At 73.1% G+C, this 22,891-nt stretch carries 20 protein-coding genes; 12 read left to right on the top strand and 8 right to left on the bottom strand.

The features are described 5' to 3' along the window. The first annotated feature begins 51 nt into the window (after window positions 1-51). Genes ACIF6F_RS30940 through ACIF6F_RS30920 form a run of 5 tightly spaced genes read left to right on the top strand, consistent with a single transcriptional unit; the run spans window position 52 to window position 5,516 of the window. Window positions 52-1,143, top strand: a complete 1,092-nt coding sequence (locus ACIF6F_RS30940) for a substrate-binding domain-containing protein (RefSeq protein ID WP_399954323.1) — start codon at window positions 52-54, stop codon at window positions 1,141-1,143. Beyond that, entirely contained in the window at window positions 1,143-2,327 is a 1,185-nt protein-coding gene (locus ACIF6F_RS30935) for a toxic anion resistance protein (protein ID WP_399954320.1), read from the top strand. Before ACIF6F_RS30940 ends, ACIF6F_RS30935 begins: the two co-directional genes overlap by 1 nt. Then, window positions 2,324-3,904: a substrate-binding domain-containing protein gene (locus ACIF6F_RS30930; RefSeq protein WP_399954317.1), complete on the top strand. Its 1,581-nt coding sequence runs from the start codon at window positions 2,324-2,326 to the stop codon at window positions 3,902-3,904. The genes ACIF6F_RS30935 and ACIF6F_RS30930 overlap by 4 nt, the downstream gene beginning before the upstream one ends. Beyond that, a complete protein-coding gene (locus tag ACIF6F_RS30925) occupies window positions 3,891-4,505 on the top strand; it encodes a hypothetical protein (RefSeq protein ID WP_399954314.1) in 615 nt (204 codons plus the stop codon). Before ACIF6F_RS30930 ends, ACIF6F_RS30925 begins: the two co-directional genes overlap by 14 nt. A gap of 60 nt (window positions 4,506-4,565) precedes the next feature. Beyond that, a complete protein-coding gene (locus ACIF6F_RS30920) occupies window positions 4,566-5,516 on the top strand; it encodes a S41 family peptidase (RefSeq protein ID WP_399954311.1) in 951 nt (316 codons plus the stop codon). Window positions 5,517-5,676: 160 nt separating this feature from the next. On the opposite strand, the gene ACIF6F_RS30915 is transcribed toward ACIF6F_RS30920, so the two are convergent. Next, on the bottom strand, window positions 5,677-7,500 hold the full coding sequence (locus ACIF6F_RS30915) for a phosphoenolpyruvate carboxykinase (GTP) (RefSeq protein ID WP_399954308.1): 1,824 nt from the start codon (window positions 7,498-7,500) through the stop codon (window positions 5,677-5,679). A gap of 227 nt (window positions 7,501-7,727) precedes the next feature. Here ACIF6F_RS30915 and ACIF6F_RS30910 point away from each other — a divergent pair, with 227 nt between their 5' ends. Next, entirely contained in the window at window positions 7,728-8,387 is a 660-nt protein-coding gene (locus ACIF6F_RS30910) for a hemolysin III family protein (protein ID WP_399954303.1), read from the top strand. Between the two features lie 97 nt (window positions 8,388-8,484). On the opposite strand, the gene ACIF6F_RS30905 is transcribed toward ACIF6F_RS30910, so the two are convergent. Then, window positions 8,485-10,530 carry a thioredoxin domain-containing protein gene (locus ACIF6F_RS30905; protein ID WP_399954299.1) on the bottom strand — a complete coding sequence of 682 codons (2,046 nt, stop codon included), beginning with the start codon at window positions 10,528-10,530 and terminating at the stop codon, window positions 8,485-8,487. A gap of 315 nt (window positions 10,531-10,845) precedes the next feature. On the opposite strand from ACIF6F_RS30905, the gene ACIF6F_RS30900 reads away from it, so the two are divergent. Continuing rightward, a complete protein-coding gene (locus ACIF6F_RS30900; protein ID WP_399954296.1) occupies window positions 10,846-14,088 on the top strand; it encodes a tetratricopeptide repeat protein in 3,243 nt (1,080 codons plus the stop codon). Window positions 14,089-14,342: 254 nt separating this feature from the next. On the opposite strand, the gene ACIF6F_RS30895 is transcribed toward ACIF6F_RS30900, so the two are convergent. Next, a complete protein-coding gene (locus ACIF6F_RS30895) occupies window positions 14,343-14,579 on the bottom strand; it encodes a hypothetical protein (RefSeq protein ID WP_399954293.1) in 237 nt (78 codons plus the stop codon). Continuing rightward, window positions 14,572-15,453 (bottom strand): mycothiol conjugate amidase Mca, encoded by an 882-nt coding sequence (mca, locus tag ACIF6F_RS30890; RefSeq protein WP_399954290.1) that lies wholly within the window; start codon window positions 15,451-15,453, stop codon window positions 14,572-14,574. Before mca ends, ACIF6F_RS30895 begins: the two co-directional genes overlap by 8 nt. A gap of 119 nt (window positions 15,454-15,572) precedes the next feature. Between mca and ACIF6F_RS30885 the strand changes: the two genes are divergently transcribed. Together ACIF6F_RS30885 and greA are read left to right on the top strand one after the other, a co-directional pair. After that, window positions 15,573-15,980, top strand: coding sequence for a DUF4307 domain-containing protein (locus tag ACIF6F_RS30885; protein ID WP_399954287.1), 408 nt, complete (start codon window positions 15,573-15,575; stop codon window positions 15,978-15,980). Window positions 15,981-16,101: 121 nt separating this feature from the next. Continuing rightward, on the top strand, window positions 16,102-16,599 hold the full coding sequence (greA, locus tag ACIF6F_RS30880) for a transcription elongation factor GreA (RefSeq protein WP_399954284.1): 498 nt from the start codon (window positions 16,102-16,104) through the stop codon (window positions 16,597-16,599). 122 nt (window positions 16,600-16,721) lie between these two features. On the opposite strand, the gene ACIF6F_RS30875 is transcribed toward greA, so the two are convergent. From ACIF6F_RS30875 to ilvA, 3 genes are all read right to left on the bottom strand, one after another. After that, entirely contained in the window at window positions 16,722-17,564 is an 843-nt protein-coding gene (locus tag ACIF6F_RS30875; RefSeq protein WP_399954280.1) for an ABC transporter permease, read from the bottom strand. Next, window positions 17,561-18,577 carry an ATP-binding cassette domain-containing protein gene (locus tag ACIF6F_RS30870; protein WP_399954277.1) on the bottom strand — a complete coding sequence of 339 codons (1,017 nt, stop codon included), beginning with the start codon at window positions 18,575-18,577 and terminating at the stop codon, window positions 17,561-17,563. Before ACIF6F_RS30870 ends, ACIF6F_RS30875 begins: the two co-directional genes overlap by 4 nt. 125 nt (window positions 18,578-18,702) lie before the next feature. Beyond that, window positions 18,703-19,932 (bottom strand): threonine ammonia-lyase, encoded by a 1,230-nt coding sequence (ilvA, locus tag ACIF6F_RS30865; protein ID WP_399954272.1) that lies wholly within the window; start codon window positions 19,930-19,932, stop codon window positions 18,703-18,705. 144 nt (window positions 19,933-20,076) lie between these two features. Here ilvA and ACIF6F_RS30860 point away from each other — a divergent pair, with 144 nt between their 5' ends. The 3 genes from ACIF6F_RS30860 to ACIF6F_RS30850 all read left to right on the top strand — a co-directional run bounded on the left by ACIF6F_RS30860 (window position 20,077) and on the right by ACIF6F_RS30850 (window position 21,423). After that, complete coding sequence (locus ACIF6F_RS30860) at window positions 20,077-20,586, top strand: MarR family winged helix-turn-helix transcriptional regulator (RefSeq protein WP_399954269.1); 510 nt, start codon at window positions 20,077-20,079, stop codon at window positions 20,584-20,586. Between the two features lie 70 nt (window positions 20,587-20,656). Continuing rightward, the gene (locus ACIF6F_RS30855; RefSeq protein WP_399954266.1) at window positions 20,657-21,175 is read left to right on the top strand and encodes a sigma factor-like helix-turn-helix DNA-binding protein; all 519 of its coding nucleotides are present in this window, start codon (window positions 20,657-20,659) and stop codon (window positions 21,173-21,175) included. Continuing rightward, on the top strand, window positions 21,172-21,423 hold the full coding sequence (locus tag ACIF6F_RS30850) for a hypothetical protein (protein WP_399954263.1): 252 nt from the start codon (window positions 21,172-21,174) through the stop codon (window positions 21,421-21,423). The genes ACIF6F_RS30855 and ACIF6F_RS30850 overlap by 4 nt, the downstream gene beginning before the upstream one ends. A gap of 90 nt (window positions 21,424-21,513) precedes the next feature. On the opposite strand, the gene ACIF6F_RS30845 is transcribed toward ACIF6F_RS30850, so the two are convergent. Continuing rightward, on the bottom strand, window positions 21,514-22,662 hold the full coding sequence (locus tag ACIF6F_RS30845) for a cystathionine gamma-synthase (protein WP_399954260.1): 1,149 nt from the start codon (window positions 22,660-22,662) through the stop codon (window positions 21,514-21,516). Window positions 22,663-22,891 lie beyond the last annotated feature (229 nt).

Below are 22,891 nucleotides of genomic sequence, written 5' to 3'. Positions count from 1 at the left end.
GTTCATTCGACCAACACCGGAACCTGGGTTTCCGCGAGCACGCTGCCCCCTGTGAGACGCATCCTGGGAATCGCCCTGGCGGTCCTGCTGATCGGCGGAGTTGTCTTCGCCGTTCTGGCAGGGCGCGGAGGTCAGGGAATAGGCGGCACGGCAACGAAGACCGTGCGTGGTGTGATCGGGTCGGAGAAGGCCGAGTTCTTCGACGATCCCGACGTGGTCGAGGCCCTTGCAGGCAAGGGCTGGACGGTGGAGACGGAGACCTCGGGGTCCTGGGCGATGGACCAGCTCCCGCTGAAGGACTACGACTTCGCCTTTCCGGGGAGCAAGGCTCCCGCCGACGCGGTCCGCGCGAAGTCACCCCTGAAGGTGACCGCGGCCCGCCCCTTCTACTCGCCACTGGTGATCGTGGCGCACAGCGCGGCCGCCGGGGTGCTGGCGGACAACGGCCTGGTCCGCAAGGCCGGCGCCAAGTCGGGCACGCTGCTGATGGACCCGTTCCTGAAGGCCGTGGCCGCCGACCGCACCTGGCAGCAGCTCAAGGGCGCCGGCGCGCACGCCGAGCTGAGCGGCTCCCTCTACATCAGCACCACCGACCCGGGGAGCTCCAACTCCGGTGCCCTGTACCTGGCCATGACCTCCTTCGTGGCCGAGCAGCAGAGGGTGGTCGCCGACAAGGCCGGCATCGACCGCACGGCACCGCTGCTGCGCAGGCTCATCGCCCCCCAGGGCGCCCAGCAGACCAGCACCGACGCGCCGTTCCGGGACTTCATCAGCGGGGTGGGCAACCCCCTGGTGCTCGTGTACGAGTCCCAGGTGGCCGCCCTGCTCCAGCAGAAGCAGGACACCGGCGACCTGGTGGTCCTCTACCCCGACACCACGGTCCCCAGCGACCACACCCTGGTGCCGCTCACCGAGGACGGCAAGGCGCTCGGCGAGCTGCTGAGCACCGACAAGCGGCTGCGCGAGCTGGCCGTACGGCACGGCTACCGGCCGCAGGGCGCGCTGTCCGAGTTCACCGCGGCCACCGCGCCGCACACCGCCTACCTCAACCAGAAGCTGACGGGGATCCGCCAGGCGCCCGTGCCGACCGTCGAGGTCCTGCACGAGATGGCCGCGCGGGCGAAGGGCCAGGGGGGCCACTGATGACCACCGCAGAAGAGCCGGGACAGCTCGTCCTGACCGCCCCGGAGCCCGTGGCCCCGGTCCGCCGGGAGCAGGCCGCAGGCCTGGTGCCGCTCCAGGACGGCGTACGCGAGGAGATGGCCCGCCGGGCCGGGGAGTACGTCGGCTCGCTGGCCGGCCTCGACGCCCGCTCGCCGGAGTTCGCCGGACGCATCGGGGAGATCGCGGGGCTCGGCGCGGGCGAGATCCGCAGCGCCGCCCAGCAGTCCAACCGGATGCTGGACCGGGCCGTACGCTCCCTGGGCGCGGACGGCGGCGGCGAGGCCCAGGCCCGCGTCGCGTCCTCGCTGGTGGAGCTGCGCCGCACGGTCGAGGACCTCGACCCGCGCGACACCCCCGGCAAGGGGCTCGGCAAGCTGCTGTCGAAGCTGCCGGGCGGCAACAGGTTCCGCGACCACGTCGCGAAGTACGCCTCGTCGCAGGCCACCCTCAACCGCATCGTCGGCGCCCTGCGCGGCGGCCAGGACGAGCTGCGCCGCGACAACGCCGCGCTGCACACCGAGCGCACCCGCCTGTGGGAGACCATGGGCAAGCTCCAGGAGTACGCGGTGCTCACCGAGGCGCTCGACGCGGCGGTGGAGCAGCGCGTCGCCGAGGTCGGGGCCGCCGACCCGCAGCAGGCGGACGCGCTGCGTGCGGACGTCCTCTTCCCGGTCCGGCAGAAGCACCAGGACCTGCTGACCCAGCTCGCGGTCTGCGCCCAGGGCTACCTGGCCATGGACGTGGTCCGGCGCAACAACGACGAGCTGATCAAGGGCGTGGAGCGGGCGGCGACCACGACGGTGTCGGCGCTGCGCATCGCGGTGATGCTGGCCTCCGCCCTGGACAACCAGCGCAAGGTGGTCGAGCAGGTCAACGCCCTGCGGGGGACGACCGAGGAGCTGATCCGCGGCAACGCGGAGATGCTGGCCACGCAGACCGGCGAGATCCAGCGGATCGCGGCGGACCCGGCGGTGGGCGCGGAGACGCTGCGGACCGCGTTCGGGCAGATCTACCGGACGCTGGACGCGATCGACACGTACAAGGTGCAGGCCACGGAGTCGATGGCGGCGACGGTCGAGTCGCTGACCGGGGAGCTCCAGGCGGCGACGGCGTACCTGGAGCGGACGCGGCAGACCGGTGCCCTGGAAGGCGGTGGCCGGTGAGGAAGCGCATCACGACCGCCGCACTGCTCGCGCTGGGCCTGGTGCTGACGGCGTGCGACAGCGCGCCGGAGCCCGACGCCGGCCCCCTCCCGTACCAGGAGGGCACGCTGCGGGTGCTGGCCTCCTCCGAGCTGTCCGACATGCAGCCGGTGCTGGACGCGGCCCGCGAGAAGACCGGCGTCACGGTGAAGTTCACCTGGTCGGGCACGCTCGACGCGGTGGAGAAGCTGGCCTCCGGGAAGGCGGACGGCGCGTACGACGCGGTCTGGCTGTCCTCCAACGACTACCTCAGGCTGCGGCCCGAGGCGGGCGGCAAGGTCACCAACGAGACGCCGGTGATGACCTCGCCGGTGGCGATCGGCGTCAGGCGCGCCACCGCCGACCGGCTGGGCTGGAAGGACGGCGAGCTGACCTGGTCGCAGCTGCACCAGGCGGTGAAGGCCGGCCGGCTGACGTACGGGATGACCGACCCGGTCCGCTCCAACTCGGGCTTCTCCGCACTGGTTTCGGTGGCCTCGGGGCTGTCGGGCGCGCAGGCGGCCCTGACCGACGCGGACGTGGCCAAGGCCTCCCCGGCCCTGAAGGAGTTCTTCAAGGGCCAGAAGCTGACCTCGGGCTCTTCGGGCTGGCTGGCGGACGCCTACACCCGCCGGGGCTCGGTGGACGCCCTCGTCAACTACGAATCCGTCCTGCTCTCCCTGAAGCAGGACCTGACGGTGATCCGTCCGAAGGACGGCGTGGTCACGGCCGACTACCCGCTCGCGCTGCTCACCTCGGCGCCGCAGGGTGCGCGCACCTCGATGCGCTCGCTGACCGCGTACCTGCGGACGCCGGAGGCCCAGAAGCGGATCACGGACACCACGCTGCGGCGGCCGGTGACGGCGGGCGTGGCGCTCGGCCCGGGCCTGTCGCCCACGAAGCGCCGCGAACTGCCCTTCCCCGGCACCCGCTCCGTGGCGGACGGCCTGCTGGCCTCGTACGAGAACGAGCTGCGCCGCCCCTCGCGGACGGTGTACGTGCTCGACACCTCCGGCTCCATGGAGGAGGAGAACCGCATCGGCAGGCTCCGCGACGCCCTGGCGAAGCTGACGGGCAGCGGGGACTCCCCGGTGGGCCGGCGCTTCCGGGACCGCGAGGAGGTGACGCTGATGCCCTTCGGCTCGAAGGTGAAGAAGACCACGACCCACGTGGTGGACCCGGGCAGCCCGACGACCGCCCTGAACGCGATCCGCTCGGACATCGACGCGCTCACACCGGACGGCGGCACGGCGGTCTACAGCAGCCTGAAGGAGGCGTACGAGCACATCGGCGGCGGCAGCGGGGATGCCTTCACCTCGATCGTCCTGATGACGGACGGCGAGAACACGGAGGGCGCGGACGCCTCGGAGTTCGACGCCTTCTACGCCCGGCAGTCCCCGGAGGGGAAGTCCACGCCGGTCTTCGCGATCCTCTTCGGCGACTCCGACAAGGCCGAACTGACCCACATCACCGAGCTGACCGGCGGCCGCCTCTTCGACGCGACGGGCGGCAACAGCTCCCTGGACGGCGCCTTCGAGGAGATCCGTGGCTACCAGTAGGGGCAACCGCGCCCTGACGTACCTGGAATCGAAGAAGAACCTGGCCGGCAGCGCGGCCGGCGTCGTGGGCGTCGGCCTCACCCTGGCCGGTGTGGCGGGCCCGTACTGGCCGGTCGTGGTGGCCGGCCTGTACGGGGCGGCCGCCCTGATCGCCCCGCCGGAGCACGTGGCCGTACCGGACTTCCCGGACCCGGCGGAGCAGCTGAGCACCCTCCGGGACGACTTCGCGACGCTGAAGCAGTACATCGCGGAGGTGGAGCTGAACCCGGCGGCGGCCGGCAAGCTGACGGAGCTGATGGCCCGTTACGAGGCGCTGCTGGACCCGACCTGGGTCTCGGACGTCCTGGCCGCCGACCCGGAGGCCGTCCACACCCTCTCCCGGGCCGTCCGCCAGGACGTCCCGGAGTGCGTGGACACGTACCACCGCGCCCGCTGGTGGAGCCGCCTGAACCCCGGCACCGAATCCCCGGACCGCCACCTGGAACACCAGCTGAACCTCCTCTACGACGAGGCCGACCGCCTCACCACCGCCCTCCGCGACACCGAATCCCGCCGCCAGCAGACCCACACGACCTACCTGGAAGACCGCGGCCGCTCCTGACCGGGCTAGGGTCGGCCCACCGATGATCAACGGGGGGGCGCTGTGCGCAGGTGGGCGGTCGTGGTGGCCGGAGTCGTGCTGGCCGGGGCCGGGTGCTCCGGGGGCGGGGCGGGTGACGGGGCGTTGGGGGGCGAGGCGCGGGCGTATCTGGAGGACGCCCTCGCCGTGGCGGAGCGGCACTCGGTGCTGCGGGACACCGCCGACTGGGCCGCGGTGCGGGAGGCGGCGTTCCGGCGGGCGGATCGGGACCGGGCCCGGACGCCCGCGCAGACGTACCCGGCGATCCGGGACGCGCTGCGGGAGTTGGGGGACCGGCACAGCCAACTGCTGGATCCGGCGCAGGCGGCGGAGGTCACCGGTGCGGAGGACGCCGAGCCGCCGGTCGTGGAGCTGCTGCCGGGGCGCATCGCGCACGTCACGCTGCCGGCCGTGCCGAACGAGCGGGCCGGCGCGGAGTACGTGCGCCGGGGGCGGGAGGCCGTGGCGAAGGCGGCCGCGGCGGGGGCGTGCGGGTGGATGGTGGACCTGCGGTCCAACCCGGGCGGCGACATGTTCCCGCTGCTGGGCGCGGTGGGGGCGGTACTGGGTGACGGCACGGTGGGTGCGTTCGTGACGCCCGGCGGAGGGCGTACGCCCTGGGTCGTCCGGAGCGGTACGCCCGGCGGGCAGCTCCCCGACTGGGGACCGGCCGAGCCGCTCCCCCGGCCCGGGCCGCCGGTCGCCGTCCTGACGAGCAACCGCACGGCCAGCGCCGCCGAGGCCGCGGCCATCGCCTTCCGCGGCCGCCCGGCGACCCGTACGTTCGGCGAGCCGACGGCCGGTCTGACGACGGGGAACGCGGCCCACCGGCTGTCCGACGGCGCCCTGCTGCTGCTCGCCGGCTCGTACGAGGCCGACCGTACGGGCACGGTGCACAAGGGCCCGCTCGCCCCGGACGAGGAGACCGGGGAGGAGCGGGCGCCGGCGGCCGCCGAGCAGTGGCTGCGCGCACAGGACGGCTGCCGGGGCTGAGGACCGGCCCGCGCGGGACGGCTGCCGGGACTGCGGGCCGCCCCCGCCGCGGAACGGCGACGGCCCGCCGGTCACGAGGACCGGCGGGCCGTTGCTGCGTCGGGCGCCGCTTGGTCGGGGGCTCCCACGTTCTTCGTCACCCCCTCGCGGGGGTCAGGGCTCAGCCCAGGCGCTCGACGAGCGCGTGGTACTGGTCCCACAGCTCCTTCGGGGTGTGGTCACCGAAGGTGTTGAGGTGGTCGGGGACCAGCGCCGCCTCCTCGCGCCAGACCTCCTTGTCCACCGTCAGGAGGAAGTCGAGGTCCTCGGCCGGCAGGTCCAGGCCCTCGGTGTCGAGCGAGTCCTTGGCCGGCAGGATGCCGATGGGGGTCTCGACGCCCTCGGCCTTGCCGTCGAGGCGCTCGACGATCCACTTCAGGACGCGGCTGTTCTCGCCGAAGCCCGGCCACACGAACTTGCCCGCGTCGTTCTTGCGGAACCAGTTCACGTAGTAGATCTTCGGGAGCTTCGCCTGGTCCTTGTCCGCCGCGACCTTGACCCAGTGGGCCATGTAGTCGCCCATGTTGTAGCCGCAGAACGGCAGCATGGCGAACGGGTCGCGGCGCAGCTCGCCGACCTTGCCCTCGGCGGCGGCGGTCTTCTCGGAGGCGACGTTCGCGCCGAGGAACACGCCGTGGTTCCAGTCGAAGGACTCGGTCACCAGCGGCACCGCGGAGGCGCGGCGGCCGCCGAAGAGGATCGCGGAGATCGGGACGCCCTTGGGGTCCTCCCACTCGGGCGCGATGATCGGGCACTGCGAGGCCGGGACGGTGAAGCGGGCGTTGGGGTGGGCGGCGGGGGTCTCCGAGTCCGGAGTCCAGTCGTTGCCCTTCCAGTCGACGAGGTGCGCGGGCGCCTCCTCGGTCATGCCCTCCCACCACACGTCGCCGTCGTCCGTCAGCGCGACGTTCGTGAAGACGGAGTTGCCCCACATCGTCTTCATGGCGTTGGCGTTGGTGTGCTCGCCGGTGCCGGGCGCGACGCCGAAGAAGCCGGCCTCGGGGTTGATCGCGTAGAGGCGGCCGTCCTCACCGAAGCGCATCCAGGCGATGTCGTCGCCGATGGTCTCGACCGTCCAGCCGGGGATCGTGGGCTCCAGCATGGCGAGGTTGGTCTTGCCACAGGCGGACGGGAAGGCGGCGGCCACGTACTTGGCCTCACCCTGCGGCGGGGTGAGCTTCAGGATCAGCATGTGCTCGGCCAGCCAGCCCTCGTCGCGGGCCATGACGGACGCGATGCGCAGGGCGTAGCACTTCTTGCCGAGCAGGGCGTTGCCGCCGTAGCCCGAGCCGAAGGACCAGATCTCGCGGGTCTCCGGGAAGTGCGAGATGTACTTGGTGCTGTTGCAGGGCCACGGCACGTCGGCCTCGCCCTCGGCGAGCGGCGCGCCGAGCGTGTGGACGGCCTTGACGAAGAAGCCGTCGGTGCCGAGCTCGTCCAGGACCTGCTGCCCCATGCGGGTCATGGTGCGCATCGCCACGGCGACGTAGGCGGAGTCGGTGATCTCGACGCCGATCGCGGACAGCGGCGAGCCGACGGGGCCCATGCAGAAGGGCACGACGTACATCGTGCGGCCCTTCATGGAACCGCGGAAGATGCCCTTCTCTCCCGCGAAGATCTCCTTCATCTCCGCCGGGGCCTTCCAGTGGTTGGTCGGGCCCGCGTCCTCCTCCTTCTCGGAGCAGATGAAGGTGCGGTCCTCGACGCGCGCGACGTCGGTGGGGTCGGAGGCCGCGTAGTACGAGTTCGGGCGCTTGACCGGGTCGAGCTTCTTGAACGTGCCCTTGGCGACGAGCTCCTCGCACAGGCGCTCGTACTCGGCCTCGGAACCGTCGCACCAGACGATCCGGTCGGGCTGGGTGAGGGCTGCGATCTCCTCGACCCAGGAGACGAGCTCCTGGTGGTTGGTGGGGGTGGAAAGGGGAGCCGCGTTGTCGCGCGCCACGATTGCTCCTTGTAGAGGGGTTTTTAAGATGTATGCCCCGTGGGGGCTGCGACCCGGACGCGTCGTAGCTGCTCATCCGGTGCCGACCGCACTCATCTGATCATCCGTGCCGTGTGCCCATATGTCCAGGGGGCCTCTCACGTGAGCATCGCCACTCGGTTCAATCTTCGGCAAAGCGAACAATCGGCAAAAGACACCTCCCGGCAACCTACGGACCCGTAGGTAGCATGGCCGCCATGACTCTTGATGCCCCCGCCAAGCCGGTCATGCGCGGCTGGCTGCACGCCGGGATGTTCCCCGCCGTGGTGATCGCGGGCCTGGTCCTCATGGCCTTCACGGACTCGACCCGCGCGCGGGTGGCCTGCGGCGTGTACGTACTCACCGCCTGCCTGCTCTTCGGGATCAGCGCGCTGTACCACCGGGGCACCTGGGGACCGCGCGGCGAGGCGATCCTGCGGCGGCTGGACCACGCCAACATCTTCCTGATCATCGCGGGGACGTATACCCCGCTGACCGTGCTGCTGCTGCCGGACTCCACCGGACGGACGCTGCTGTGGGCGGTCTGGATCGCGGCCGCGGCCGGCATCGCCTTCCGCGTCTTCTGGGTCGGGGCACCGCGCTGGCTCTACACCCCCTGCTACATCGCGATGGGGTGGGCCGCGGTCTTCTTCCTCCCCGAGTTCATGCGCGCGGGCGGGATCGCCGTACTGGTCCTGGTGATCGTCGGCGGCCTGCTGTACAGCGCGGGCGGGGTCATCTACGGCATCAAGCGCCCGAACCCCTCACCGCGCTTCTTCGGCTTCCACGAGGTCTTCCACTCGCTCACCCTCGCGGCCTTCATCACCCACTACGTGGGCATCTCGCTGGTGGCGTACACGCACGCGTAGCGAGGACGGCGTACGCGCAGGCATGGCCAGGACGGCGTACGCCCAGGGCGACGAGGCTCACCGGCGCTCCGCCGGTGAGCCTCCACCATGACTGCGACTACGACCTGACCGCCCCCAGCTCACGTGCCAGCGCCCGGTCGTCCCCGGTCGGCGCCGCACACACGAAATGCCGGCAGACGTACGCCGCCGGCCGGCCCCCGACCAGCGGCCGGTCGGCCAGCAGCGGGAACTCGTCCCCGCCCGGCTCCCCCACCGCGACGACCGCGCCCGGCGCCGTCCCGAGCAGCGCCGTACGGTGCAGCCGGTGCAGGGCGGCGTCCTCGGCGGGCCCGACCACGGCGACCTCGCGCGGCCCGTCGAGCAGCGCCTCCGCAACGGCCAGCCCCCACCCGATGAACCGCGGGGCGCGCGGCCCCAGGGCGTGCACCACCCCCAGCGCTCGCTCCGCCGCGGTGCGGTGCGCCTCCGAGCCGGTGTGGGCCGCGTAGGACAGCAGCGCGCCCGCGGCGGCGGTCCACCCGGCCGGCGCCGCGTTGTCGGTGGGGTCCTGGGGCCGGCGGATCAGCTGCTCCGCGTCGTGCGCGGTGTCGTACAGCGTGCCGTCCTCGGCGGTGAACTGGTCCAGGATCAGGTCGGCGAGGAAGCCGGCGAACTCCAGCCAGACCCCCTCGCCCGTCACCGCCGCCAGCGCGAGGAAGCCCTCCGCCACGTCGCCGTAGTCCTCCAGCACCCCGTCGTTCCCGCCGACCACGCCGTCCTTGCTGGTCCTGGCCAGCCGCGCGCGCCCGGAGGTCGCGTCGAAGTGGACGCGCACCAGCAGGTCCGCCGCCTCGGTGGCCCGCTCGACCAGGTCGGGGCGGTCGAAGTACGCGCCGCACTCGGCCAGCGCGGCGATGGCCAGGCCGTTCCAGGCCGCCACCACCTTGTCGTCCCGGCCCGGCGCCGGCCGGCCCGCCCGCGCGGCCAGCAGCCGCTCCCTGAGGGAGGCGATCCGCGCGGCCTCGACCACCGGCCCGTCCTGCGGGAGCTGGAGCACCGACTTGCCGTGCTCGAAGGTGCCCTCCTCGGTCACCCCGAAGTACGCCATCGCCGTCCCGGCGTCCTCGTCGCCCAGCACCTCGCGCAGCTCGGCGGCGGTCCAGGCGTAGTACGCACCCTCGACGTGCTTGCCGCTCCCGTCGTCGGAGTCGGCGTCCAGCGCGGAGGCGAACCCGCCCTCCCGCGTGCGCAGTTCCCGCACCATGAAGTCGGCGGTCTCCAGCGCCACCCGCCGGGCCAGGTCGGAGCCGGTGCTGCGCCACAGGTGCGCGTACGCACGGCACAGCAGCGCGTTGTCGTAGAGCATCTTCTCGAAGTGCGGGACCACCCAGGCCCGGTCCACCGAGTAGCGCGCGAAACCGCCGCCGAGCTGGTCGTAGATCCCGCCCCGCGCCATCGCCTCGCAGGTGTCGGCGGCCATCTGGAGCGCGCCCTCCGCGCCGGTCCTGGCGTGGTGCCGCAGCAGGAACTCGACCACCATCGACGGCGGGAACTTGGGCGCCCCGCCGAACCCGCCGTGCCGGGAGTCGTAGTCCCTGGTCAGCCCGAGCAGCGCCTGTGCCAGCTCCTCGGGCCCCGGCACGCCGGCCCGCCCGTAGTCGAGCTGCCGCCCGGCCAGGTCCCGCACGATCTTCTTCGCGACCTCGGCCACCTCGTCCCGGCGCCCCACCCAGGCCGTGCGCACGCCCTCCAGCACCTGCATGAAGGACGGCATCCCGTGCCGCGGCTCCGGCGGGAAGTACGTACCGAAGTAGAAGGGCTCGGCGTCCGGCGTCAGGAACACCGTCATGGGCCACCCGCCCTGCCCGGTGGCCGCCTGCACCGCCTCCATGTAGACGGCGTCGACGTCCGGCCGCTCCTCGCGGTCCACCTTGACGTTGACGAAGTGCTCGTTGAGGTAGGCCGCCGTCGGCTCGTCCTCGAAGGACTCGTGCGCCATCACGTGGCACCAGTGGCAGCTCGAGTACCCGACGCTGAGCAGCACCGGCACCCCCCGCTCACGCGCCTCGGCGAACGCCTCGGGCGACCAGGGCCACCAGTCCACCGGATTGTCCGCGTGCTGCAGGAGGTACGGGGAGGTCTCATGAGCGAGGTGGTTCGGCATGCGCACATCCTGCCCCACGCCCGGAACCCCACCACCCGAAGCCACGAACCGGACCCCGCACCGGTACCGGAAAAGGGGACGCGGTCCGGGGGCCGCGCCGGGGCGGACCGGGGCGGGCGGGGCGGACCGGGGCGGCCGGGGCGGGCGCGTACGCGGACGGCTGCACAGGCGTCTCGCGCGGAGGTCGCGCACGGAGGTTTAGCGCGAAGCTCTGATCCTGCTCAACTCCGGTTGATGCACGCGGGGTTCTCTCGCGCGGGCGTGCTCCGCGCCGCACACTGGTTCTCCTGGCCAGGCTCTCGGAGGGGGATGCGCATGCGTGACGGCCATCGGAGCGAGGCGGAGCAGCTGGTGGCGCGGGCCGTCGGGGAGGCGGTGCGGCGGTCCGGCGGGCGGCTGGAGGAGGGGCCCCTGCTCGTGCGGGCGAGAGAGGCGCTGGACGCGATGGCGGCCGCCGCGGCCCCCGAGTACGCGGCCTACACCCGGGCGCTCGACGAAGCCGCCGCCGGGGCACCCTCGCTCGGCGCCGCCTTCCGGGTGAACGCGTCAACGGCAGCCCTGGTGACCGGCGTTGCCGCGCTCACCGCCGCCGTCACGGACCTGGCCCTGGGCCTGGAGGCCGGCGCGGCACTCGGTACCGGGGCAGTGGTCGCGGCGGCCGGAGCGGCGGCCACCGCTGCGAAGGTCGCGGCCGACTACTGGCCCGCCGCCCACCGCCAGGCCGGCGCCCTGGGTCAGCCCGGCGGCCCCGAGCAGCTGCGGCTCCAGTGGCTGACGGCGCTGGAGGTGCGGGGCGTACGGCCCTTCCTGGACCAGCAGCGGATGGTCTCCGAGGCCGCCCGCCGCACCGTCCCGAAGCAGACCGGCGCGGCCCCGCAGCTGCGCGGGGCGGACCGCAGCGCGGCGGCCCGGCGCCGGAACGTACTGGCCCAGTCCTTCGGGCAACTGCCGGAGCCGGCCGGGCCGTTCGCCGGGCGGCGGGCCGAGGTGGCCCGGATCGCCCAGTGGGTGCAGGCCGCGCGGGCCAGCACCGAGACCCGGCCCGTGGTCGTGGTGCTGCACGGCGAACCGGGCGTGGGCCGCACCACGCTGGCCGTGCGGACCGCCCACCACCTGCGGGACCAGTACCGCGGGGCCTGCGTGGTGGACCTGCGGGGCGGCTCGCTCAGCGGCGAGACCCCGCTGCCCACCCGGGAGGCGCTGCTGCACCTGCTGAACCGGCTGGGCGCCCCGCGCGAGCAGTTGCTCTTCCGGGAGCGGTCCTCCGCGGAACAGCAGGTCAGGCGGCTGGCGGAGCTGTACCACCAGCACCTCCAGGGGCTGCCGGTGACGGTGGTCCTGGACGACGCGGCGGACCCGGCGCAGGTGCGGCTGCTGGTGCCGGAGCGCTCGGACTCGCTGGTGCTGGTGACCGCGCGCCGGCCGCTGGTCCTGCCGGAGGACACCCCCGCCTGGGTGTACCAGCTGCCGGTGACCGCGCTGGCCGACGCGGACGGCGCCGAGGTGCTGCGGGAGGCGGTCGAGGCGGCCGGCACGAGCGTGTACGACGAGCAGGCGCTGGCCGCGATCCAGCGGTTCACCGGCGGTCTGCCGCTGGCGCTGCGGCTGACCGGCCCGCTGCTCGGCACGCACACGGCCCGCCGCTTCGAGCTGCACCTGCGGGACCGCGCGGGCTCGCTCGACGTGACCGAGCGGGCGCTCGACCTGTCGTACGCGCACCTCGCCGACCCGGCGCGGCGGCTGCTGCGGCGGCTGGCGCTGGCCGGCCGGGTCTCGCTCGGCGCGGCGGCCGCGGCCGCGCTCACGGAGACCAACGAGGCGGAGGCCCAGCGGCTGCTGGGCAAGCTGGCCAAGACCGGCCTGATCGACCACGTGCGCGGCGAGCGGTACCGGCTGCACGACGCGGTGCGCTCGTACGCGGCCGCGAAGCTGGCGGAGGAGGAGGACCGTACCGAGATCGCGGCGGCGCACGAGCGCCTCATCCGGAACTACGCGCAGCTGGCCGACACCGTGATCCGGATGGTCGACGGCAAGACCTCGACGCGCGCCGACACCTTCGTGAAGGGCGCGGTCGGCGGCCACGGCTTCACCTCCCTGGAGGCGGCGCTGCAGTGGCTGGACGACGAGTCGAGCTTCATCACGGCGGCGCTGCGGCACACCGAGGGCGTGGACCAGCGCGCGGTGCTGGACCTGCTCGGCGCGCTGTGCGACTACTGCCTGCTGCGCGGCGACCTGTACCGGCTGGGGGAGATCAACGAGCTGACCCAGGCCGTGGACCAGGGGCTGCTGGTGCGGTCGGTGCAGTGGCGCACGGGCATCGCGGCCCGGCAGCTGGGCGAGCTGGACAAGGCGCGCACCACGCTGGCGTCGGTGGTCGACTCGTACTTCGAGGCCCGGCACGAGTCCGGCGCGGCGCGGGCCCTGGTGTCGCTGGGCATCACGCTGCACCACCAGGGCAACCTGACGGAGGCGGCGGCCCGGATCCGCGAGGCGCTGGCGCTGCAGACCGGCGAGGAGCTGGCCGGCGACCGGGCCTGGGCGCTGCACGCACTGGCCTCGGTGGAGCGGGACAACGCGCGGCTGGGCGAGGCGCTGGAGCTGCTGGCGGAGTCGCTGCGGCTGCACCGGGACAGCGAGAGCCTGCACGGCGAGGCCTGGGCGCACTTCCAGCGCGGCCAGGTGTACCTGCGGATGGGTGAGGTGCCGGCGGCGGACGCGGAGCTGCGGCTGGCGCTGGAGCTGTACGGGCGCACGCACGACGACCGGGGCCAGGCGTGGGCGCTGACGCAGCTGGCCCGGGCGCGGCTGGTGGACGGCGACGCCTCGGCGGCGGTGGAGCGGCTGCGGGAGGCGCTGCTGCGGCACCGGGAGGCGGAGGACGCGCGGGGCGAGGCGTGGACCCTGTACTACCTGGGCCAGGCGCTGGAGGAGCAGGGCGACGCGGACCAGGCGGTACGGGAGCTGGAGCGCGCCCGCACGATGTTCTCCCGGATGCGGGACGTGTACGGGCTGGCCTGTGCCCGGCACCATTCGGGGCGCGTGACGCGGGACCTGCGGGCGGCGCAGACGGGGAACCTGCGGAACTCGGGGTTCGCCCGGCAGCTGCTGGTGGACGCGCGGGCGGACTTCCACCGGATCGGGGTGGCCCACGGGGAGGCGTGGACGTGCCTGGAGCTGGCGGTGGTGGACGCGGGGAACAGCAGGGTGGCGCAGGCGGTGGCGCTGTGCGAGGAGGCGGTGGCGCTGTTCCGCTCGTACGGGGACCTGCGCGGCGCGGACTGGGCGGTGCTGCTGCGGGCCACCCTGCTGCCGTACGCCGCCGCGGGCGGCGAGGACGCGGCGCGGGAGGCGCTGGCGTCGCTGGCCGGCGGCCACCCGGCCCGGGATCCGAAGCTGGCGGACTGCGTGGAGGCGTACGCGGTGATGCTGGACCGCGGTGTGGACCCCGCCGAGGGCTGGCAGGGCTACCGCCTGGGCATGATCCCGTCCCGCCACGCCCGCGAGGTCATGGGGGTCCCGGTCCCGGCGCGGGACCAGGACACCGCCGGCACCGGCTGAGGGGCGCCGCCGGGCAGTCCATGCCTCGGCCCACGCCTCAGGCAGCGCTGCTTCAGCCCACGCCTCGGCCCGCGCCGCCTCGGCCCGCACCTCAGGCCATGCCGCCTCGGCCCGTGCCTCAGGCCATGCCCGGCCTCGGCGCGTGCCTCAGGCCATGCCGCCTCGGCCCGTGCCTCAGACCATGCCCCGCGTCGGCGCGTGCCTCAGCCGCCGGCGAGACCGGAGACCGGCCTCACCGGCGGCTGAGGCGCGGGTCAGGCCTTGGCCGGCTTCGACGGGTCGTCGGCGGCCGCCGGCTCCGGGGCCTCCTCGAAGGAGACCCGGCCCATGTGCCGGTTCATCGACTTCATCAGGCCCCACGTCCCCAGGGCCAGCACCGCGAACACGATGAAGCCCAGGATGCCGGGGGTCACCTTGTTCTTGTCGAAGGCGTCCCCGGCGAGCGGGAGGAGCTGGGCCAGTGCGGCGTGAGTAGCGCTCATGTCAGGCATTGTCCCGGATGCCCGCGAAGAGGTCGTCCTCGGGGAGGGTGGTGTCCACGAGCGACTTGGCCAGCTCGTACTCCTCGGTGGGCCAGATCTCCTTCTGGATCTCCAGCGGGACGCGGAACCAGCCGCCGTCGGGGTCGATCTGCGTGGCGTGGGCGATCAGGGCCTTGTCGCGGATCTCGAAGAACTCGCCGCACGGGACGTGCGTGGTCAGGGTCCGCTCCGTGCGCTCGAACTCCTTCCAGCGCTCCAGCCACTCGCCGTACGGGGACTCCAGGCCGCGGGCGAGCAGGCCCTCGTGCAGGGCGACGGTGCGCGGCTTGTTGAAGCCCTGGTTGTAGTAGAGCTTCTGCGGCTGGTAGGCGGGGCCGAACTCCGCCTCCGGGTACTTCTCGGTGTCCGCCGCGCCCTCGAAGGCCACCATCGAGATCTTGTGGGTCATGATGTGGTCGGGGTGCGGGTAGCCGCCGTTCTCGTCGTACGTCGTGATGACCTGCGGACGGAAGGCGCGGATCTTGGCGACCAGGCGGCCGGCGGCGGCGTCGACGTCCTCCAGGGCGAAGCAGCCCTCGGGCAGCGGGGGCAGCGGGTCGCCCTCGGGGAGGCCGGAGTCGATGTAGCCGAGCCACTCCTGGGAGACGCCGAGGATCTCGCGGGCCTCGTCCATCTCCTTGCGGCGCACCTCGTGGATGTTCTCCTCGATGTACTTGTCGCCCTGGAGCTTGGGGTTCAGGACGGAGCCGCGCTCGCCGCCCGTGCAGGTCACGACCAGCACGTCCACCCCCTCGGACACGTACTTGGCCATCGTCGCGGCGCCCTTGCTCGACTCGTCGTCGGGGTGCGCGTGGACTGCCATCAGGCGAAGCTGCTCAGTCAAGACTCGATCCTCAGTGTTTCGGCGCCGAACACGGGGCCGTCCCGGCCGGACGGGGGGCGGCTTCTATAGTGACCGAATCGGGGGGCGGAAAATTCCACGGCCCCAGGAGAGGAACGATCATGAGCGCGGTGCGCGAGGGCTTGCCGGAGGGCCGTTACGGCCGTACCCAGGACGAGCGCGCGGACCGGAAGCTCAAGATCATCGGCTCGGTGCTGGGCGTGGGTCTGCTGGGCGTGGTCGGCTGGATCGGCTGGGACTACGTCGCCGGGCAGTCCGTCAGCGCCGAGGTGATCAAGTTCCAGGCCTCGGACGGCGAGGTCAAGGTGCACCTGGAGGTCCGCAAGGACTCCTCGGTGCGCGGGGTGTGCACCCTCAGCTCCCAGGACCGGGACCACAATGAGGTCGGCCGCAAGGATTACGTCTTCGATCAGCGGGCATCCCGTATCGACGAGGTGGTCGTGCTGAAGACGACCAGCAGGGCCACGACGGTCGAGCTGGTCGGGTGTCAGCCGGCCGCTTCCCGCTGACCTGCACTGACACACTTCATACTCGTCGCCTCCTCCCCCTTTTTCCCCCGAATTGTTAGGCTCGTGGTTTCGCCTGGCAGAGCGAGGCGGCTTGTAATCCCAGTACCGACGAGGAGCACCTGTGACCCAGACGAGCGAGAGCGTCACCTGGCTGACCCAGGACGCCTACGACCAGCTCAAGGCCGAGCTGGAGTACCTGTCTGGTCCCGCACGCACGGAGATCGCGGCGAAGATCGCGGCTGCCCGTGAGGAGGGTGACCTGCGGGAGAACGGCGGTTACCACGCGGCCAAGGAGGAGCAGGGCAAGCAGGAGCTCCGCGTCCGCCAGCTGACGCAGCTGCTCGAGTCCGCCAAGGTCGGCGAGGCGCCGTCCTCCAACGGCGTGGTGGCCCCCGGAACCGTCGTGACCATCGCCTTCGACGGCGACCCGGACGACACCATGTCCTTCCTGCTGGCCTCCCGCGAGTACGCCTCCACGGAGATCGACACCTACTCGCCGCAGTCGCCGCTGGGCCAGGGCGTGGCCGGCAAGAAGATCGGCGAGGACGCGGAGTACGAGCTGCCGAACGGCAAGAAGGCCTCGGTGCGCATCCTGGACGTCAAGCCGTACACCGGCTGACGCTCGCACGGCTCACGCGGGAGCCCCCGCCCGGAACGCTCCGGGCGGGGGCTCCTGCCGTATCCGGGTGTCCGCGTCGCCGTCGAGCCGGGGCCCGGCGGGCCGGCGGGCCCCGGCTCGTGTCAGACCGACGCCGACCGGTACTTGCGGACCGAGAGCGTCCGGAACACCACGATGATCAGTACGGACCACATCAGCGAGGCCTCCACCGGGTGCTGCATCGGCCAGGCCGGCGAGTCCACCACGCCCGGGTTGCCGAACAGCTCCCGGCACGCCTGCACGGTCGCGCTGAAGGGGTTCCACTCGGCGACGTGCCGCAGCCAGGGCGTCATCTGGCTGGTGTCGACGAAGGCGGTCGACACGAACGTGACCGGGAAGAGCCAGATCAGCCCGCCCGAGGTGGCCGCCTCGGGGGTGCGTACGGACAGCCCGATCAGGGCGCCGATCCAGGTGAACGCGTACCCGAGGAGCAGCAGCAGTCCGAAGCCGGCCATGACCTCGCCGGCGCTGGTGTGCGTGCGCCAGCCGACGAGCAGGGCGACCATCGCCAGCACGAACAGGGTGAGCGCGGTCTGCACGAGGTCGGCCAGGGTGCGGCCGGTGAGGACCGCGCCGCGCGCCATGGGCAGCGAGCGGAACCGGTCGATCAGGCCCTTGTGCATGTCGTCGGCGATGCCGGCGCCCGCTCCCGCGGTGGCGAAGGTGACGGTCTGCGCGAAGATGCCGGCCATCAGGAACTCGCGGTAGACCGCGGGGTCGGTGGTGTCGCCTACCTGCATCGACCCGCCGAAGACGTAACTGAACAGCACGACGAACATCACCGGCTGGATCAGACCGAAGATGATCATCTCGGGGATCCGGGCCATCCGGATGAGGTTGCGCTTGGCGACGACCAGGGAGTCGCCGATCGACTGGACCACGCCGCCGCGCGGACGCGGGGCCGGTGCGGTGCCGGTGACGGTCACGGGGCCGCCTCCTTACGGGCCTTCTGGCCCCTGGGCCGGTCCGCCTTCGCCGTGCCGTTCTCCTCTTCCGCGAGCGCGGCCGCGTGGCCGGTGAGGGAGATGAACACGTCGTCGAGGGTGGGGCGGCGCAGCCCGATGTCGTCGATCTCGATCCCGCGGGCGTCCAGCTCCCTGATGACCTCGGCGAGCAGCTTGGCGCCGCCCGTGACGGGGACGGTGAGCTTGCGGGTGTGCTCCTCGACGGTGGCCGGGCTCTTGCCGAAGCCGGTGAGCACCCCGGCGGCGTCCGCGATGTGCTCCCGCTCGTGCACCACCACCTCCACGCGCTCGCCGCCCGTCTGGGCCTTGAGCTGGTCGGACGTGCCGCGGGCGATGACGCGGCCGTGGTCGACCACGCAGATGTCGTGGGCCAGCCGGTCCGCCTCCTCCAGGTACTGGGTGGTCAGGAGCAGCGTGGTGCCCCCCGCGACCAGTTCCTCGATGACGTCCCAGAGGGCCTGCCGGTTGCGGGGGTCGAGGCCGGTGGTCGGCTCGTCCATGAACATCACGGGCGGCCTGACCACGAGGGCGGCGGCCAGGTCGAGGCGGCGGCGCATGCCGCCGGAGTAGGTCTTGGCCGTGCGGTCGGCGGCGTCGGCGAGGTTGAAGCGCTCCAGCAGCTCCGCCGCGCGGGCCTTCGCCGCCTTCGCGTTCATCTGGTAGAGCCGGCCGACCATCTGGAGGTTCTCGCGGCCGGTGAGGTACTCGTCCACCGCGGCGAACTGGCCGGAGAGGCCGATGCTGCGGCGCACCTCGTTCGGGTGCTTGAGCACGTCGATCCCGGCGACGGAGGCGGTGCCGCTGTCGGGCTGGACGAGGGTGGTCAGGACGCGCACGGTCGTGGTCTTGCCCGCGCCGTTGGGGCCGAGCAGGCCGAGGACGGTTCCCTCGGGCACATCGAGGTCCACGCCGTCCAGGGCCCGTACGTCGCCGAAGGTCTTCACCAGACCTTCGGCGTAGATCGCGCCTGGCATATGGATTCTCCCAGTGTCAAACGGGTGTTTCCTACGCAAATCCTAGGGTCGGCGGGCTTGCGCCGCCCGGCCCGGTGAGCGGGGCGGACACGAACGGGACGGACGGACGGCGCCTGCCGCCGCGATCACGCCAGGACGGTGTACCCGGCGTCCCGCAGCGACCGCGCGACCTCCGCGCAGTGCTCGGGCCCCTTGGTCTCCAGGTGCAGCTCCACCTCCACCTCCGTGAGCCCCAGCCGGGGGTCCGTACGTACGTGGCTCACGTCCAGAACATTGGCATCCGCCACTGACAACACCCCCAGCAGGCCGGCCAGCGCCCCCGGCCGGTCCGGCACGCGCAGCCGCAGCGAGAGGTAGCGCCCGGCGGCCGCCATGCCGTGCCGCAGGATCCGCTGGAGCAGCAGCGGGTCGACGTTCCCGCCCGACAGCACCGCCACGACCGGCCCCCGGTACAGCTCGGGCTCGCTCAGCAGCGCGGCCACCGGACTGCACCCGGCCGGCTCCACCACCAGCTTCGCCCGCTCCAGGCACAGCAGGAGGGCGCTGGAGAGGGCGTCCTCCGAGACCGTGCGCACCTCGTCGACGAAGTCCCGGACGATGTCGAAGGGCACGTCCCCCGGCCGCCCCACCTTGATCCCGTCGGCCATGGTCACCGGGTTGTCCAGCACCACCGGGTGCCCCGCCGCCAGTGAGGGCGGGTACGCCGCGGAGCCCTCGGCCTGCACGCCCACGATCCGCACGTCCGGCCGCAGCGCCTTCACCGCCACCGCGATGCCGGCGGCCAGCCCGCCTCCCCCGACGCCGACCACGATGGTCCGCACCTCGGGGCACTGCTCCAGGATCTCCAGGCCCACCGTGCCCTGGCCCGCGATGATGTCGCGGTGGTCGAAGGGGTGGATGAACACCGCCCCGGTGCGGTCGGCGTACTCCTGGGCCGCGGCCAGCGTCTCGTCCACGACGTGCCCCTGGAGGCGCACCTCGGCTCCGTACTCCCTGGTCGCGGCCACCTTCGGCAGCGGCGCCCCGACCGGCATGAACACCGTCGAGCGCACGCCCAGCAGGGCGGAGGCCAGGGCGACGCCCTGCGCGTGGTTGCCCGCGCTGGCCGCGACCACGCCGGCCGCCTTCTCCTCGGGGCGCAGGCCGGCGATGCGCACGTACGCGCCGCGCAGCTTGAAGGAACCGGTGCGCTGGAGGTTCTCGCACTTGAGGTGGACCGGGGAGCCGATCAGCGCGGAGAGGTGCCTGCTGCCCTCCATGGCGGTGACCCTCGCGACCCCCGAGAGCATCTTCTGGGCGCCTCGCACGTCGTCGAGGATCAGCGGCGGAACATGGGCGGACAGGCGGTAGTTCATGCCGCAAGTCTCGCAGCGGATCCACCGGGACGCCCGGGGCGGCGGATACCCGCACCGGGATTCCGCAGCCCCTCTACGGGGCACCCGCCGGCCGCGTACGCTGTCCCCCATCCTGTCGACCCCTGGCGAAGAGAGCCCCAGTCCATGCCCGCTACCCCGGCCCACCCCGACCTGCCGGCCGAGGCCGGAACCGGTCTCCTCGACGCCCTCCAGCACCAGGTGGCCCTGTTCGCCCGGCGGGCCGAGCAGACCCGGCTCGGCGGTGTCGGCCAGGCCCGCAACTCGATGGACCGCGCCGCGTACCTGCTGCTCAACCGGCTGGACCGGGAAGGCCCGATGGGCGTCAAGGCACTGGCCGCGGGCATGGGCATCGACTCCTCGACCGTCACCCGCCAGGTGGCCCCGCTGGTCGACACCGGCCTGGTCAAGCGGACCTCCCACCCGGAGGACGGGCGTGCGGTGGTGCTGGCGCTCTCGCCGCGCGGCCTGGCCCGGCTGGAGGAGGTCCGCTCCTCGCGCCGCGAGCTGATGGCGCAGGTGACGGAGGGCTGGTCGGAGGAGGAGCGCGAGGCCTTCACCTCCCTGCTCACGCGGTTCAACCTGTCCCTCTCGGAGCGCATGGGCGCCCCCGGCGAGGGCGGTCCCGCCTCCTGACGCGCACCGCGCGCGACCGCCGGTTTCCCGCCTCTTGACCGGGGCCGCCCGCTGCCCTCAACTGAGGGGTGTGACAGGACGGTCGGACGGTCAAGCACACCGCCGGGACCGGGAGTTCGAGGCATTCGTCGCGGGCGCCGCCGGCCGGCTGCTGCACGTCGCCACGCTGCTGACGGCCGAAACCGACCAGGCCAACCCCGGCGCGCGCCGGCTGCTCGCGGGCGCGCTGGCACGGACGTACGCCGGGTGGGAGCGGGCGCGTGCGGACGACCCGTACAACCGCACCCGCGCCGAGCTGGCCCTGGCCTTCGCCCGCGGCGCCTGGCGGTGGCACCGGGGCCGGGGCGGGGTGCTGTCGCGGCTCTCCCCGCAGGAACGCCTGGTGATCACCCTGCGGGTGTACGAGGGAGTGGCCGAGGAGCAGACCGCGGCCCTGCTGGGGCTGCCGCCCGAGCGGGTGCGCGCGCTGGCCGGCCGGGCCACGTCGGCACTGCGCTCGCCGGCGGCCGGGGCGGGTGCGGGCGCGGCCGGTGGGAGCGGGGCCGGAACGGGCGCGGCCGGCAGCGGGGCCGGGGCGGGGGCCGCATGAGCGGGCTGCCCGACCGCAAGGAGCTTGAGGTCCGCCGGATGCTGGAGGGCCCGCATCCCGCGGTGCCCACGGACCTGGCCGCGCAGGCCGCCGTACGCGGCGCCCGGCTGCTCCGCCGCCGGCGGGCCCTGCGCCGGGCCGGCTGGACGCTGCTGGTGCTGGCCGCGATCGCGTTCGCGGTGTGGGCCTCGGTCGTCCGGCCGTGGGTCGTGCCGCCGTCGACGATCGCGCCGCCGCTGGACTGGTGAGACGGCACCGCGTACGCCCCGCCGGGGGTCCGGGCCGCCGACCGGAAGGCCGGCGCCCGGAGCCCCGTACGCCAGGGGCGGGACCCGCCGCTAGCCCAGCGCCTGCGTGAGGTCGGCCAGCAGGTCGTCGACGGCCTCGATGCCCACGGAGAGGCGCACCAGGTCCGCCGGGACCTCCAGGGCCGAGCCCGCCACCGAGGCGTGCGTCATCCGGCCCGGGTGCTCGATCAGGGACTCGACGCCGCCCAGGGACTCGCCCAGCGTGAAGAGCTTGGCGCGGTTGCAGACCTCGACGGCCGCCGCCTCGCCGCCCTGCACCTGGAAGGACACCATGCCGCCGAAGTCCTTCATCTGCTTCGCGGCGACCTCGTGGCCCGGGTGCTCCGGCAGGCCCGGGTAGAGCACGCGGGTGACCTTGGGGTGCCGGGTCAGCATCTCCGCGACGCGGGCCGCGTTCGCGCTGTGCCGGTCCATGCGGACCGCGAGGGTCTTGATGCCGCGCAGCACGATCCAGGAGTCGAACGGACCGGCCACCGCGCCCATGGCGTTCTGGTGGTACGCGAGCTCCTCGCCCAGCGCCTCGTCCGCGGTGACCAGCGCGCCGCCGACCACGTCGGAGTGGCCGCCCATGTACTTGGTCAGCGAGTGGACGACCACGTCCGCGCCCAGGGCCAGCGGCTGCTGGAGGTAGGGGCTGGCGAAGGTGTTGTCCACGACCAGCTTCGCACCGGCCGAGCGGGCGATGTCCGCGACCGCCGCGATGTCGGTGATGCCGAGAAGCGGGTTGGAGGGGGTCTCGACCCAGACGGCCTTCGTACGGTCGGTCAGCGCGGCCCGCACGGACGCCGGGTCGGAGGTGTCCGCGACGGACCACTCGACGCCCCAGCGGGAGACGACCTTGGCGAACAGGCGGAAGGTGCCGCCGTACGCGTCGTTCGGGATGACGACGTGGTCGCCGGGCGAGAGGACCGTACGCAGGAGGCAGTCCTCGGCAGCCAGGCCGGAGGCGAAGGCCAGGCCGCGGCGGCCGCCTTCGAGGGCAGCCAGGTTCTCCTCCAGCGCGGTGCGCGTCGGGTTGGCGCTGCGGCTGTACTCGTAGCCGCCGCGCAGTCCGCCGACGCCGTCCTGCTTGTACGTGGAAACCTGGTAGATCGGGGGCACGACCGCGCCGGTCAGCGGGTCTGCGGTGTTGCCCGCGTGGATCGCGCGGGTCTCGAAACTCTGCTGCTCGTGGCTCATGGTCAGAGCCTAGGGCCTGTCCGGCGGAACAGGGTCGGAGCGGGGCGCCGCGGCCCCGACCGCGATCCGCCGGACAGGCCCTGAGCGGCCGCGCGCCGGTCGCGCGGCCGCAGGCGCGGGTCGGCCGCGGACGACTAGTGACCTGGTTTGGAGATCCTGTCGCAGTAGCGGCAGATGCGGTCGAGGATCTGGTCGGCGGTCTTGGTCCACTTGAAGGGCCTGGCCTGGT

Origin of the sequence: Streptomyces sp. NPDC086023, assembly GCF_044540325.1 — a bacterium.
Classification (GTDB): domain Bacteria; phylum Actinomycetota; class Actinomycetes; order Streptomycetales; family Streptomycetaceae; genus Streptomyces.
The sequence above is the reverse complement of the archived record's forward strand: the minus strand, read 5'-3'. Positions and strand labels throughout refer to the sequence as shown.

Coding starts and splice junctions, on each gene's coding strand:
- ACIF6F_RS30935 (WP_399954320.1), top strand. CDS start 1,143: ATGACCACCGCAGAAGAGCCGGGACAGCTCGTCCTGACCGCCCCGGAG.
- ACIF6F_RS30910 (WP_399954303.1), top strand. CDS start 7,728: ATGGCCGCCATGACTCTTGATGCCCCCGCCAAGCCGGTCATGCGCGGC.
- ACIF6F_RS30905 (WP_399954299.1), bottom strand. CDS start 10,530: ATGCCGAACCACCTCGCTCATGAGACCTCCCCGTACCTCCTGCAGCAC.
- ACIF6F_RS30900 (WP_399954296.1), top strand. CDS start 10,846: ATGCGTGACGGCCATCGGAGCGAGGCGGAGCAGCTGGTGGCGCGGGCC.
- ACIF6F_RS30895 (WP_399954293.1), bottom strand. CDS start 14,579: ATGCCTGACATGAGCGCTACTCACGCCGCACTGGCCCAGCTCCTCCCG.
- ACIF6F_RS30885 (WP_399954287.1), top strand. CDS start 15,573: ATGAGCGCGGTGCGCGAGGGCTTGCCGGAGGGCCGTTACGGCCGTACC.
- ACIF6F_RS30870 (WP_399954277.1), bottom strand. CDS start 18,577: ATGCCAGGCGCGATCTACGCCGAAGGTCTGGTGAAGACCTTCGGCGAC.
- ilvA (WP_399954272.1), bottom strand. CDS start 19,932: ATGAACTACCGCCTGTCCGCCCATGTTCCGCCGCTGATCCTCGACGAC.
- ACIF6F_RS30860 (WP_399954269.1), top strand. CDS start 20,077: ATGCCCGCTACCCCGGCCCACCCCGACCTGCCGGCCGAGGCCGGAACC.
- ACIF6F_RS30850 (WP_399954263.1), top strand. CDS start 21,172: ATGAGCGGGCTGCCCGACCGCAAGGAGCTTGAGGTCCGCCGGATGCTG.
- ACIF6F_RS30845 (WP_399954260.1), bottom strand. CDS start 22,662: ATGAGCCACGAGCAGCAGAGTTTCGAGACCCGCGCGATCCACGCGGGC.